Consider the following 13,327-nt stretch of genomic DNA (forward strand, 5'->3'; position numbering starts at 1 on the left):
CACGACAGGCCCTCTGGACTGGGCTCGGACAGCGTAGACGGGCGGCCGGATCCACGAGAGAGGCACCGTCCGGGCCGACTCCGTCCCGGAACGGGCGGACCGGGACGGAGCGGTCGGTAGCCTCGGCAGACGCCGACCCGACCGGGGCGGCGACGGACGGAGGTGCGGATGGGTACCGGCCGCGCCGTCCGCCACCGGTCCGGCGGCCTGACCAGCGGCGTGATCCTCGGCGTGGCCAGCGGGATCGCCACCGCGCTCGGCTACCTGTTCACCGCCGTCCTGGCCCGGTCGTTCACGGCCTCGGACTACGGCGCCCTGGTCGCGCTGCTCGGTGCCGGCTTGATCGGCACGATCCCCGCCGCCGGGTTCCAGTACGTGGTGGCCCGCCGTACGGTCGCGCTCGGCCTCCCGCCGGGTCGCAACGACGGGTCGTCGCTACGGCTGTCCGGCTTCGCCGGGATCGGCCTGCTGGCGATCGGGGCCGCGGTGACCGTGCCGGCCCGGTCCTGGCTGCACCTCGACGGAGCGCAGCCGATGCTCGCGCTGGCGGTGTCGCTCGTCCCGCTCACGCTGGCCGGCGCGTTCCAGGGCGCGCTGCTCGGGCACCGGCGGTTCGCCGCCCTCGGCGCGATGTACGTGGCCAGCGCGCTGACCCGGCTCGCTGCCGGGGTGGCCACCGCGCTGGCCGGCTGGGGCGTGACCGGCGCATTCTGGGCGCTGGCCGGCGCGGCGGTGTTGAGCACCGGCTTCGGCTGGCTGCTGACCGGGATGCGGTCCTGGGCTCCGGCCGGCACCGGCACGGCGACGCTGGCCCGGGAGATCCTGCAGGCCTGCTCGACGGTGGCCGGCATCCTCGTGCTGACGAACACGGATGTCCTGCTGGCCCGGCACTACCTCGACGCCGAGACCTCCGGGGCGTACGGCGTGGCCTCGCTGTTCGCAAAGGCGATGCTGTGGGGATCGCAGTTCGTCGTGCAGGCGGCGTACCCGGCGCTGGCCGCGATGCAGGGACGCCGCCGGCTGCTCGTACGCACGCTGGCCGCGACCGCCGGGCTCGGCCTGCTCGGCATCGCCGGCACGGCACTGGCCGGCCGCCCGCTGGTGCGGCTGGCCACGGGCAGCGGCTACGGCCTCGGGACGGGGACGCTGGTCGCGTTCGCGGTCCTCGGGGTCGTGTGGGCGCTGACGCAGGTGCTGCTGCTGGCCGCGGTGGCGGTCGGCGACCGCCGGCCGAGCCGGCTGCTGTGGGGGCTGATCGTGGCCGAGGCCGCGGTGGTCGCCGCGGGGCCGCACAACTCCCCCGGCGAGATCCTGGCGGTCTGTACGGTCGGCGTCCTGCTGTTCGGCGGGCTGATCGCGGCGCTCGAGTGGTCCGCCCGCGGTGCCGGCCCGCCGGCACCGGTTCCGGTCTCAGCAGCCGACCCGACCCCGCCCGCCGCCCCGCTGTCCGCCGCCCCGTCCGACCACCCGGAGGAAGACGAGGGGAACGGGCCCGCCGCCACGGCGAGCGGGCCGGCGGTGGGCGGTGCGGCGGTGGCTCGGGGTGGGACGGCGGATCGACCCGAGCCGTCGTCCCGGTAGGGTCCGCCGCCGTGGACACCGCCGCGTTCGCCGCCCGGTTGCCGGCCTGCTTCGCGGCCGCCGATCTGTACGCGGACACGCCGCTCGATCGCCGCTTCGCCAAGGTCGTCGAGACCGTCGACGGGATGTCGACCGAGCACACGCTGACGCTGCTCAACCTGGCCGCGTCGATGCTGCCGGCCGGCGAGAGCTACCTGGAAGTGGGCTCGTACCGGGGTCGTTCGGCGGTCGGTGCCGCGCTCGGCCACCCGGATGGGACGTTCACCGCGATCGAGAACTTCCGGGAGTTCGGGCTGGACCCGGCCGAGAGCGAGCGGTTGCTCCGGGCCGCACTGCGGGACTGGGACGTCGCCGAGCAGGTCCGGCTGCTGCCTGGCGATGCCTTCCGGCTGCTTCGCGGCGCGGTGCCCGGCCCGGCCGGCGTCTACTTCTACGACGGCGCGCACTCCCGGCTGGCCCAGCACCTCGGCCTCGGCCTGGCCGAGCCGGTGCTGGCCGACGAGGCCCTGGTCGTCGTCGACGACGCCTCCTGGCCTCAGGTCGAACGGTCCACGGCTCGCTACGTCGCCCGGCATCCCGGCTATCGCCTGCTGTTCGACCTGCGGGCCGAGCAGGCCGAGGACCCCCGCTGGTGCAACGGAGTCAAGGTGTACGCGTGGCATCGCCCCGCCGGCGCCCGAGGGCCACGCCTCGACCTGGCCTGGCGCCGGCTGGCGCACCTCTCCCTGCACGAACCGGCGCTCGCCGCGGCCTGGCGGGTGCTGCCCCGCTACCCACGACTGTCCGCCGCGCTCAAACGCGTCTACCTGCACGGCGGGAGCGACGTCCCGCCCCCGGCCGAGAGGTGCTGATCTAGTCCGTCCCGCCGGGCCGCACCGGGTCCGGCTGCGCGACGGTCCGGGACCGCTTCGGCACCAGCCGGGTCGCCGCCGGCACCAGCCCGGGCCAGCGGTTCAGCGCGCGCCAGACCAGCGAGGTGGCCGGACCGCGGGCGTACACCTGCACCAGCCGCCGCCACCGCACGTCCACGCTCACGCGGCGCGGCGCCCCGGCGGGCCGTCGCCAGGCGAGCACGAGCAGGCCGTTCGCCCAGCGCGGGTCGTGGTCTCCCGCGGCCCGGATGTCCCGCAGCACGGTCCAGCCCGGGTGCCGGTCCAGGTAGCGGCGGGTCGCCGCCTCGACCATCGGGTACGACGAGTCGTCCACCAGCACCAGGGCCTCGTCGGCCAGCAGCGGCTCGACCACGCCCAGAGCCAGGTAATGGGCCAGGCCGGTGTGCGCGCCGTCGTAGAAGTAGACCCCTACCGGCTCCGGCACCGCACCGGGCCGGGCCAGCACGGCGAAGCAGTCGCCGTCCCGCAGGACCAGCCGGTGCCCGGCGCCGTGCCGGGCCAGGTTGGCCAGCAGCTCGACCCGGGACGCCTCGGCCAGCATGCCGAACTCGCGGAAGCTCTCCACCGCCACGTACGTACGATCCGGCGCGTCCAGCAGCGCCCCCGCCATCGACCGGCCCTTGAGCGTGCCGACCTCGAGGTACGCCTCCCCCGGCGGCAGCAGCCGGGCGGCCAGGTTGAGCGCCGCGAGCTCCGCCGCCGTGGAGTGCCCGGCGACCTCGGCCGTGATCGCGGTGAAGCGCGGGTCGGCCGGGACGCCGTCGGCCAGCGGGCCGTCGAACAGCCCGTCGAGGGCGGCCGCGAACGCCGAGGTGTCCACTGCTGCTCCGTTTCGCAGGAGGAAAGGAGTCGGAGGCTAGCCCACTAAGCTGCCCGCGTGACGTCGGCGACGGGGCTGCGCTACCGGCCCGGGCTCGACGGCATCCGGGCGGTCGCGGTGCTGGCCGTGCTGCTCTACCACGGTCAGGTCGGCTGGGCCCGCGGCGGATTCCTCGGCGTGGACGTGTTCTTCGTGCTCAGCGGCTACCTCATCACGGGGCTGTTGCTGACCGAGTGGCGGCGGTGGGGATCGATCGACCTGCGCCGGTTCTGGTTGCGGCGCGCCCGAAGGCTGCTGCCGGCGCTGTTCCTGCTCCTGACCGTGGTCTCGGTCGGCGCGGCGGCGCTGGCCTCGCCCGCGCAACGGGGGGCGCTGCGCGGCGACGCGCTCGCCACCCTCGGCTACGTCGCCAACTGGCGGTTCGTCCTGGCCGGCCGGTCCTACTTCGCGCAGTACGACGATCCGTCGCCGCTGCGGCACATGTGGTCGCTGGGCATCGAGGAGCAGTTCTATCTGCTCTACCCGCTGCTGCTGATCGGGCTGCTGAGCCTGGGCCTGCGCCGACGTGGGCTCGCCGCCGTACTCGGGCTCGGCGCGCTCGCGTCGGCCGGACTGGCCGCGCTGCTCTACCAGCCGGGCGCCGACCCGTCCCGGGTCTACTACGGCACCGACACCCGCCTGCAGGCGCTGCTGGTCGGCGCCGTCGCCGCCGTGCTGGCGGGCGAGGTGAGCACCCGCAACCGGCGTCCGGCGGCGTACGTGTCGATGGCCGGGCGGGAGGTCCCGCTGCCCGGTCGCGGGTCGAGCGGGCTGTTCGCGCTCGCCGGGCTGGGCGTCCTGCTGGTCGCGGCCCGGGACACCGCGGGCTGGCTCTATCAGGGCGGCTTCCTGCTCGTCGCCGCGCTGGCCGTGGTCGTCGTGCTGAGCGCGGCGGACGACCGGTCGACCACGGCCCGGCTGCTGTCCTGGGAGCCGCTGCGTCGCATCGGCCTGGTCTCCTATGGGCTCTACCTCTGGCACTGGCCGGTCTACGTCGTGCTCACCCCCGACCGGGTCGGCGCCCACGGCCCCGCGTTGCTGGTCCTCCGGCTCGCGGTCACCGGACTGCTCGCCACCGCGTCGTACGTGCTGGTCGAACGGCCGGTCCGGGCCGGCGCGCTCGGCCGGCGCTGGCCCGCGCGGCGGCTGCGCCCGCTGATCGCCGGCGTCCTGGTCGCCGTCGTCGCGGTCGTTCTCGGCGGTACCGCCGGGGCCGGGCCGCCCGCCGGGGCGCCGACCGCTCCGGCCGCGGCCCAGCAGCGCGGGTCGGACGACGTCGCCGCCTACCTGCTGGGTGACTCGGTGCCGTACAGCCTGCGGATCGGGTTCCGGCCCGAGACCGTGCCGGGGCTGTTCGTGGCCGGCAGTACCCAGCTCGGGTGCGGGTTGATCCCGGTGCCGCTGGCGGTGGACGGCCAGCCCAAGACGATCGACGCGCGATGCCGGCCGTGGGACGCCGCCTGGCCGGCCGACGTGACCGCGGTGAACCCGGACGTCGCCGTGCTCTTCCCCGGCATCGGCGAGCAGTTCGACCAGGTCGTGGGCGGCCGGATCGTCACGTTCGGCACTCCCGCGTACGAGCAGCACCTGGTCCGGGTGCTCGACTCCGACACCCGCCGGCTCGGCGTCGGCCGGCGGCCGGTCGCGCTGGTCACGGTCGGCTGCCACCAGGTGCCCGACAGCGGGCTCAGCCCCGACCCCGCGATCATCAACGACGAGTCCCGGGTGCGCTGGCTCAACGGGGTGCTGACCCGGTACGCCGCCCGCCAGGGCGGCCGGGTCACACTGCTGGACCTGCACGGCTTCCTCTGCGCCGACGGCTACGCCGCGACCCGCGACGGTGTCACGCTGCGCTCGGACGGCCTGCACTTCAGCGGGGCCGGAGCGGCCGTGGTCTGGCGCTGGCTGGGCCCGCAGCTGATCCAGCTGGCCGGCCGGAACTAGCCGCAACCGGCGGGCCGAGCGACTGCGACGAGTCGGACGGCCGGCCAGGTCGAGGCGGTCCGGCGGGACGCGCTAGTCCCGGTAGATCGGGGACTCGCCGTCGTCGCTGCGGGTCCGCTCCTCCCGCCGGGACGAGCCGAAGACGAGCAGGCCGCCGACCGCGACGATCACGGCACCGCCCGCCAGGAAGCCCGCGTCCAGCTGGCGGCGCTCGCTGAGCCGGCCGCAGACGTTCTTCTGGAACTGGTCGGTAGGCGGCCGCAGCCCTGACCCGCAGGCGAACACGGGTCCCTGCGGACTCTGGATGTCGATCGGCGCGACCATCCGGTACGCCGCCAGGACCAGCACCAGCAGTCCCAGCAGCAGGAAGGCACGCGCTCCGCGGGTGAGCACGAAGACCGTCCGGCCGACCGGCCGCTGATCCGACATGCGCGGGAGCCTACGACACCAGCCGGTAACGCCCGGACCGGGTCGGTAGGGTGCCATGTCCGGTGAGGAGGCCTGCCGTGGTGGTCAGAGCTCGAGCGCCGTTGCGGCTCAGCTTCGCGGGTGGCGGGACCGACGTGGCGCCGTTCCCGGAGACCGAGGGCGGCGTCGTCCTGTCCGCCACCATCAACCGGTACGCGTACGGCTCGCTGACGCCCCGCCAGGACGCCCGGATCTCCGTGCACTCGCTCGACCTCGGCGTCTCGCTCGACTTCGACGCGCGCGACGAGCCGACGTTCGACGGCCGGCTGGACCTGGTCAAGGCGGCGGTCCGGCGGCTCGGCGGCGACACGGCCGGCTTCGACCTGCTGCTGCAGTCCAACGCGCCGCCCGGGTCCGGGCTGGGCTCGTCCTCGACGATGCTCGTCGCGCTGGTCGGCCTGCTGCGCGAGCACCACCGGCTGCCGCTGACCGACTACGAGGTGGCCGATCTCGCGTACCAGGCCGAGCGGGTCGACCTCCGGATCCGCGGCGGGCACCAGGACCACTACGCGGCCACGTTCGGCGGCTTCAACTTCATCGAGTTCGGCGAGCGGGTGATCGTCAACCCGCTGCGGGTGCGGGACGCGGTCGTCGACGAGCTCCAGCTGAACCTGCTGCTCTGCTACACCGGCACCACCCGGCAGTCCTCGAAGATCATCGAGGACCAGAGCGCGCGGCTGGCCGGCGGCGAGCTCGAGACGCTGGAGGGACTGCGGGCGCAGAAGGAGCTCGCGGTCGCGATGAAATCGGCGCTGCTGCGGGGTGAGCTGCCCGAGTTCGGCTCGCTGCTGGGCGAGGCCTGGAAGCAGAAGAAGCGGATGTCGCCGCTCATCGCCACCGACTTCATCGAGGAGGCGTACGACGTGGCGATGCGGGCCGGCGCGCTCGGCGGCAAGGTCACCGGGGCCGGGGGCGGCGGTTACATCCTCTTCTACTGCGACTTCGCCAGGAAGCACCGGCTGGCGGCGGCGCTGACCCGGATGGGTGGCGTCGTCACCGACTTCGCGTTCGAGCCCAAGGGGCTGACCACCTGGCGCGCGTGAGCCGCCCCGTCATCCCACGCCGGTAAGCCCGTCCGTGATACCAAGTGCGCGCGGCCGTCGATCCCGGGAGAATTCGCTCTGACCACCACCACCTCACCGCTGCCCGGCGCGCCGGTCGAGCGGACGGCGACCTCGGGCGGCATCGCCGCTGCGGTCGGCACCACCGCGGCCAACGTCCTGTCGTACGGGTTGAGCCTGGCCGGGGCCCGGCTGCTCGTGCCGTCCGAGTACGGCGTGCTGGTCGCGTTGCTCGCGGTCACCCTGGTCGCCTCCGTGCCCGCGCTGGCGCTGCAAGCGGTGGTCGCGGTCCGGGTCGTCCGGGCGCCGGTGGCCGACCGCGGCCGGGTGGTGGCCGAGTCGCTGGGCCTCGGGCTCGCCGCCGGGGCCGCGATGGTCCTGGTCGGGCTGGCCGCCACGCCGGTGCTGGACCGGTTCCTCGCCCTCGGCGGACCCGGGCCGACGATCTGGGTCGCGATCGCGGTCGGCGCGACCACCGTGCTCGCGGTGCCGCAGGGCGTCGCCCAGGGCCGGCAGGACTTCCACCGGCTCGCGCTGATCCTGGTCGTGTACGCGGCGGTCCGGCTGGTCGGTGGGCTCGCCGGGCTGATCCTCTTCGACTCCGTGACCGGCGCGCTGGCCGGGGTGGCCGCCGGGGTGGCGGCGTCGCTCGTCGTCGCCTGGGTGCTGACCGGGCGGCCGCGGCCGGCCCGCGGCGGCTGGCGGGTACGGGAGCTGCTGGTCGCCGGGCAGGCGCTGGCCGGGCTCTACCTGCTGACCAACCTCGACCCGGTGCTGGCGCGGCACTATCTGCCCGCGGCCGAGGCCGGGCTGTACGGCGCGGGCGCGGTGCTGGCCAAGGCCGCGTTCTTCCTGCCGCAGGCGGTCGTGCTGGTGCTGTTCCCGCGGCTGGCGTCGGCGCCCCGGCCGGGCCGGACGCTCTGGGCCGGGCTGGCCGCGCTGGCCGGGCTCGGGCTGCTGATGACGGTGGTGACGCGGCTGGCCGGCGGGCTCGCGGTCACCGCGGTCGGCGGCGACGCGTACCGGGAGCTGGCCGGGCCGGCCTGGTTGTTCGTGGCGGTCGGGTCGGCGCTCGGCGTGGTCCAGTTGCTGCTCTACGCGCAGCTCACCGCGGCCCGGGCGACCGCGACGATCGCGGTCTGGGCCGTGGTCGCGGTCGAAGCGGTCGTGGTCGCGACGATCTCGCACGGCAGCCTGGTCGAGGTCGTCAGTGCCGCGCTCGGGACCGCGCTCGTCGCGGCCGTGCTCGGCCTCGCCTGGACCGCCCGCTCCCACCGCCCGACCCCCACCCCCACCCCCGCCGCCTGACCACCGCCAGACGCGGGCGCGCGCCCCGCGCCCGCGCGCCGAAGGCCCACGGGCCGGGCGGGCCGAGGGCGTGGGCCGGGCCGGGCCGAGGGCGTGGGCCGGGCCGGGCCGAGGGCGTGGGCCGGGCCGGGCCGGGGTCGACGGCCCGTGGGCCGACTGCCCGGGGGCCGTGGCCCGTGGTCGTCGCCCGTGGTCGACGCCCGTGGTCGACGCCCGTGGTCGACGGCCCGGGGGTCGACTGCCCGGGGGTCGACTGCCCGGGCGGACCGCCCGGGCCGACCGCCCGGGGCCGACTGCCCGGGGGGCGGGGGCCGACGAGCCGGCGGGCGCGTCAGCTGGTTGCGGCGGGCCAGGGGGCGGGACGGTAGGTGAGGTCCAGCCCGGTGTCGGACCCGAACGCCTTCGTCACCGTCTGCCCGACCGGATAGACGCCACTGCGCACCCAGCCGTCCAGCAGCGTGACCGTCCCGGTCAGCTCGTCGGTGGTGAAGTTGCAGTGCCCGGCCCCGTACGGCGCGGGCTTCGGGTACGTCGCCGGCGCCTTCGTGAACAGCTGCACCAGGTCCGCCGTCTTCGCCGTCGACTTGGCGACCTTGTCGGCGAACACGCCCTCGTTCTGCACCAGCACCAGCGGGTCGGCCTCGGTGTGCACGGTCAGCGTCGGAACCTTGATGTCGCCGGTCGGCGTGCCGAGGCCGGCGAAGGAGGACCGGGCCGCGGCGTCCGGGCTGATCCGCGCCCCGCGGTCGAGCAGGGCCAGGTTGGCGGCGGTCGAGCGGGGCGCGACGGTCTCGATGAGCGACTTCTCCGCCGGCGAGACCCGCGGCGCGTAGTCCGCGTCGGTGTTGCCGGACGGGTTGCCGTCGACCCGCTGCTCGATCTCCTGCCGGACGGTCGTGCTGAACACGAGCCCGGTGACGATGCCCTCGACCAGCGCCGCCCCGCGCGACTGCAACGTGGAACCGTCGTAGTCGACGGTCTGCGTGGGCGCGTCCACCAGAGCCGCGATGAGCAGCAGCTTGGCGATACCGGCCGGCGTGTTGGCCGCCGCCAGCACGGCCTTGTAGGCGACATCGAAGTTCGCCGACGCGTCCTGGAACGAGGTGTAGCCGTCGATCTTGAACGAGGGCGCCAGCAGGGTCTTCACCGCGTACCCGAGGTCGAGCGCGACGTCGAAGTTGAGGTTGGAGCCGCCGATCACGCCGCACATCGGCGCCGCGCCGGCGATCCAGTCCGGGTGCTTCTCGGCCAGCAGCTCGGTGATCAGGCCGCCCAGCGACTCGCCCCAGACGTACGTCCGGTTCGGCGTGCCGATCTTCGAGGTGAAGAAGTCGTGCACCTGCTCGCCGGCCGCGACCCCGTCCGCGACGGCCCAGCCGTTGGTCTTGTAGGACGAGCCGGCCAGCGCGTAGCCCGCCGCCAGCAGCGCGGTCGCGGCCTCGTCGCTGGGCGCGGACTGCGCGTCGGTCGTCACCGGCGCGAAGTCCGGCGGCGACGACTCGGCCTGCCGGTAGCCGTGCGAGAACAGCAGCAGCGTGCCGTTCCACTTCGCCGGCATCTTCACCTCGTACTTGGCGCCGGCGAGGGTGCCGGCGCAGGCCACCTTGTCGCAGCCGGTGAACGCGACGTCGGTCGCGGTCGACCGGACGGAGTCCTCCCGGCTCCGTGCGGCCGGCTGGGAGCCGCAGGCGGACAGCAGCAACACCACCGCGGCGGCCACCAGGGCCCGGCCGCGCCACGACACCGTGACCATGGGCCGCAGTCTGGCAGACCCCCCGGTGACCCCCGCGTGAACCCGCCCGGCAGCCGGTCCCGACGGCTCAGTGGCCGGCGTCGTCCCAGGTGCGGCCGACCCCGACCGACACGGACAGCTCGACCGAGAGCTCGTACGCCCCGCCCATCTGGGCCCGGACCAGCGCCTCGACCGCGGTCCGCTCCCCCGGCGCGACCTCGAGCACGAGCTCGTCGTGCACCTGCAGCAGCAGCCGGGATTTCAGCCCCGCCTCCCGCAGCCCCTGGTCGACGCCGAGCATGGCGACCTTGATGATGTCCGCGGCCGAGCCCTGGATCGGCGCGTTGAGCGCCATCCGCTCGGCCATCTCCCGGCGCTGCCGGTTGTCGCTGGTGAGGTCGGGCAGGTAGCGGCGGCGGCCGAGGATCGTCTCGGTGTAGCCGTCCCGGCGGGCGGCGTCGACCACGTGCCGCAGGTATTCCCGCACCCCGCCGAACCGCTCGAAATACGCCTCCATCTGCTCGCGGGCCTCGTCGGGGTGGATGCGCAGCTGCTGCGCCAGCCCGTAGGCCGAGAGCCCGTAGGCCAGCCCGTACGACATCGCCTTGATGCGGCGGCGCAGCTCCGGGTCCACCGACTCCGGCGGCAGGTTGTACGCCTTGGACGCGACGAACGTGTGCAGGTCCTCGCCGGACTGGAACGCCTCGATCAGCCCGGCGTCCTCGGACAGCGTCGCCATGATCCGCATCTCGATCTGGCTGTAGTCCGCGGTCAGCAGCGACTCGTAGCCGGCGCCGACCACGAACGCGCGCCGGATCCGGCGGCCCTCCGCGGTCCGGATCGGGATGTTCTGCAGGTTGGGGTCCTGCGAGGACAGCCGGCCGGTGGCCGCGATGACCTGGTTGAACGTGGTGTGGATGCGGCCGTGGTCGTCGACCATCGGGATCAGCGAGTCGACCACGGTCTTGAGCCGGGACACGTCCCGGTGCCGCAGCAGCGCGCCCAGCAGCGGCACGTCCGGGGCCTGCTCGGACAGCCAGACCAGCGCGTCGGCGTCGGTCGTGTAGCCGGACTTGATCCGCTTGGTCTTGGGCAGCCTCAGCTCGTCGAACAGGATCGCCTGCAGCTGCTTGGGCGAGCCGAGGTTGAACTCCCGCCCGACCGACGCGTACGCCTCCTGCTCGACGGCCTTGACCTGGCCCGCGAACTCCGACTGCAGGTCGATCAGGTAGTCCAGGTCGGCGCCGATGCCGGTGCGCTCCATGTCGGCCAGCACCCGCGAGAGCGGCAGCTCGACGTCGCGCAGCAGCACGGTCGCGCCGCGGGTGTCCAGGTCGTCGTCCAGCGCCCGGGCCAGGTCGGCGACCGCGCGCGCCCGCACCGCCTGCTCCTGCGCGACCGCCGCGTCGGCCTCCTCCGCACCGCCGTCGAGCGTCAGCTGGCCCTCGCCGGCCGGCTCGGCGCCGCCGCTCAGCTCCAGCCGCAGGTAGCGCAGCACCAGGTCGGCCAGGTCGAACGTGCGCTGCCCGGGCAGGGCCAGGTACGCCGCCAGCGCGGTGTCGCTGGTGACCCCGACGACGTCCCAGCCGCGCGCGTAGAACGCGAGCAGGGTGCCCTTGAGGTCGTGCACGGTCTTGGGCACCGAGGTGTCGGCCAGCCACTCGACCAGCGCGCGCTCGTCGACGTCGGAGAGCGTCTCGGCGTCCACGTACGCCGCCTCGTCGGGCTCGCCGCCCTCGACCGCCAGGCCCAGGCCCTGCACGATGCCGGTGCCGCGACCCCAGCTGCCGCGCAGGCTGATGCCGATCCGCTTCCCGGAGCGCGCGTGTTCGGCCAGCCAGCCCGGCAGGTCGTCGGGACCGAGGACCGTGCCGGTGACCTCGAAGCCGCCCTCGGCCTCCGGCCCGACCGCGGTCAGCGTCGCGAACAGCCGCTCCCGCAGCACCCGGAACTGCAGGTTGTCGAAGAGCTTGTGCACCTCGTCGCGGTCCCACTGGCCCAGCACCAGGTCCGCCGGGCCGAGCGGCACCGGCACGTCCCGGACCAGCTCGGTCAGCTGCCGGTTGCGCAGCACGTTGGCCAGGTGCGCCCGCAGCGCGTCGCCGGCCTTGCCCTTGACCTCGTCCACCCGCTCGACCAGCGTGGCCAGCGAGCCGAACTCGCGGACCCACTTGGCCGCGGTCTTCTCCCCCACGCCCGGGATGTTGGGCAGGTTGTCCGACGGGTCGCCGCGCAGCGCGGCGAAGTCCGGGTACTGCACGGGGGTCAGGCCGTACTTGGCCTCGACCTCCCCGGGGGTGAAGCGGGTCAGCTCGGAGACGCCGCGCTTCGGGTAGAGCAGCGTGACGTGCTCGTTGACCAGCTGGATCGCGTCCCGGTCGCCGGAGCCGATGAGCACGTCCATGCCCTGCGCGACGGCCTGCGTGGTCAGCGTGGCGATGACGTCGTCGGCCTCGAAGCCCTCGACCCCGAACCACGGGATCCGCAGCGCCTGCAGGACCTCCTGGATGAGGCTGACCTGGCCCTTGAAGTCGCTCGGCGACTCCGACCGGCCGGCCTTGTATTCCGCGTAGGTCTCGTTGCGGAAGGTCTTGCGGGAGACGTCGAAGGCCACGCCGACGTGGGTCGGCTGCTCGTCCCGGAGCTGGTTGATCAGCATCGAGGTGAACCCGTAGACCGCGTTGGTCGGGATGCCCATCGTGGTCTGGAAGTTCTCCACCGGCAGCGCGAAGAACGCCCGGTACGCCAGCGAATGGCCGTCGAGCAGGAGCAGTCGGGGAGCCTCGGTCACGGGTCGGAGTCTAGGACCGCCCACCGACAATCCCGGCTTCCGGCCAAGGCTGGGGAGCAGAAAGCTCAGCCGGTGCGGCGCAACCGGGACCGGGACGAGCGCGGCAACGCCCGGGCCAGCCCCGTACGGCCGGGCAGTGTGGCCTCGCCGGCCGGGTCGGCGCTGGCCAGCGCCCGCCGCAGCGCCGCGACCGGCGCGATCCGCCGCATCACCAGCGGCGCGAACCCGAGCCGGGCGAAGAACCGGTTGGCGTCCCGGCCGGTCGGCGCGACCCCGACGACGACCGAGTCGACCCCGATCTCGTCGGCGTAGCCGGCGGCCGCGGCGACGAGGGCCCGGCCCGCGCCGCGCTTGCGGTGCTCGGAGTCGACCAGCAGGTGGCTGACGTAGACCGAGGGCGGGTCGAGCAGGCCGCCGGCCGTCTCGGCGCCGAACACGGCCGCGCCGATCACCTCGTCCCGCTCGTCCAGGGCGACGACCACCCGGTGCGCGGGGTCGGACAGGAGGCGCTCGGCCTGGGCCTTGAAGGCATCCGGGCCGCGGCGGGCGACCGCGCGGCCGCGGACCGGACCGAGGTCGCTGACCCGCCCGACCAGCGCGACGAGCGCGTCCACGTCGTCCGCGCCCGCCGTACGCACCCGCACCCGGATCCGGGACACTCCGCCTCCACCAGGAACATCTGCCGGCTCC

The 13,327-nt window shown here is 74.7% G+C and carries 10 protein-coding genes; 5 read left to right on the forward strand and 5 right to left on the reverse strand.

The features are described 5' to 3' along the window. Positions 1-168 precede the first annotated feature (168 nt). Both VGP36_03425 and VGP36_03430 read left to right on the forward strand, forming a co-directional pair. Entirely contained in the window at positions 169-1,581 is a 1,413-nt protein-coding gene (locus tag VGP36_03425; GenBank protein ID HEV7653774.1) for a hypothetical protein, read from the forward strand. Positions 1,582-1,592: 11 nt separating this feature from the next. After that, a complete protein-coding gene (locus VGP36_03430) occupies positions 1,593-2,432 on the forward strand; it encodes a class I SAM-dependent methyltransferase (protein HEV7653775.1) in 840 nt (279 codons plus the stop codon). A gap of 1 nt (position 2,433) precedes the next feature. Here the strand turns inward: VGP36_03430 and VGP36_03435 are convergent, their stop codons facing one another. Then, positions 2,434-3,294 carry a class I SAM-dependent methyltransferase gene (locus tag VGP36_03435; protein HEV7653776.1) on the reverse strand — a complete coding sequence of 287 codons (861 nt, stop codon included), beginning with the start codon at positions 3,292-3,294 and terminating at the stop codon, positions 2,434-2,436. Positions 3,295-3,351: 57 nt separating this feature from the next. Here VGP36_03435 and VGP36_03440 point away from each other — a divergent pair, with 57 nt between their 5' ends. Continuing rightward, a complete protein-coding gene (locus tag VGP36_03440; protein ID HEV7653777.1) occupies positions 3,352-5,277 on the forward strand; it encodes an acyltransferase family protein in 1,926 nt (641 codons plus the stop codon). A gap of 72 nt (positions 5,278-5,349) precedes the next feature. On the opposite strand, the gene VGP36_03445 is transcribed toward VGP36_03440, so the two are convergent. Further along, complete coding sequence (locus VGP36_03445) at positions 5,350-5,706, reverse strand: hypothetical protein (protein ID HEV7653778.1); 357 nt, start codon at positions 5,704-5,706, stop codon at positions 5,350-5,352. A gap of 80 nt (positions 5,707-5,786) precedes the next feature. Here VGP36_03445 and VGP36_03450 point away from each other — a divergent pair, with 80 nt between their 5' ends. Both VGP36_03450 and VGP36_03455 read left to right on the forward strand, forming a co-directional pair. Further along, complete coding sequence (locus VGP36_03450) at positions 5,787-6,788, forward strand: GHMP kinase (GenBank protein HEV7653779.1); 1,002 nt, start codon at positions 5,787-5,789, stop codon at positions 6,786-6,788. Positions 6,789-6,977: 189 nt separating this feature from the next. Continuing rightward, positions 6,978-8,114, forward strand: a complete 1,137-nt coding sequence (locus VGP36_03455) for an oligosaccharide flippase family protein (protein HEV7653780.1) — start codon at positions 6,978-6,980, stop codon at positions 8,112-8,114. Positions 8,115-8,445: 331 nt separating this feature from the next. Here VGP36_03455 and VGP36_03460 read toward each other — a convergent pair whose 3' ends face one another. The 3 genes from VGP36_03460 to VGP36_03470 all read right to left on the reverse strand — a co-directional run bounded on the left by VGP36_03460 (position 8,446) and on the right by VGP36_03470 (position 13,296). Next, entirely contained in the window at positions 8,446-9,867 is a 1,422-nt protein-coding gene (locus VGP36_03460) for a hypothetical protein (GenBank protein ID HEV7653781.1), read from the reverse strand. Between the two features lie 67 nt (positions 9,868-9,934). After that, entirely contained in the window at positions 9,935-12,637 is a 2,703-nt protein-coding gene (polA, locus tag VGP36_03465; GenBank protein HEV7653782.1) for a DNA polymerase I, read from the reverse strand. 65 nt (positions 12,638-12,702) lie between these two features. Continuing rightward, complete coding sequence (locus tag VGP36_03470; GenBank protein HEV7653783.1) at positions 12,703-13,296, reverse strand: GNAT family N-acetyltransferase; 594 nt, start codon at positions 13,294-13,296, stop codon at positions 12,703-12,705. Positions 13,297-13,327 lie beyond the last annotated feature (31 nt).

The organism is Mycobacteriales bacterium (genome assembly GCA_035995165.1).
Taxonomy (GTDB): domain Bacteria; phylum Actinomycetota; class Actinomycetes; order Mycobacteriales; family CADCTP01; genus CADCTP01.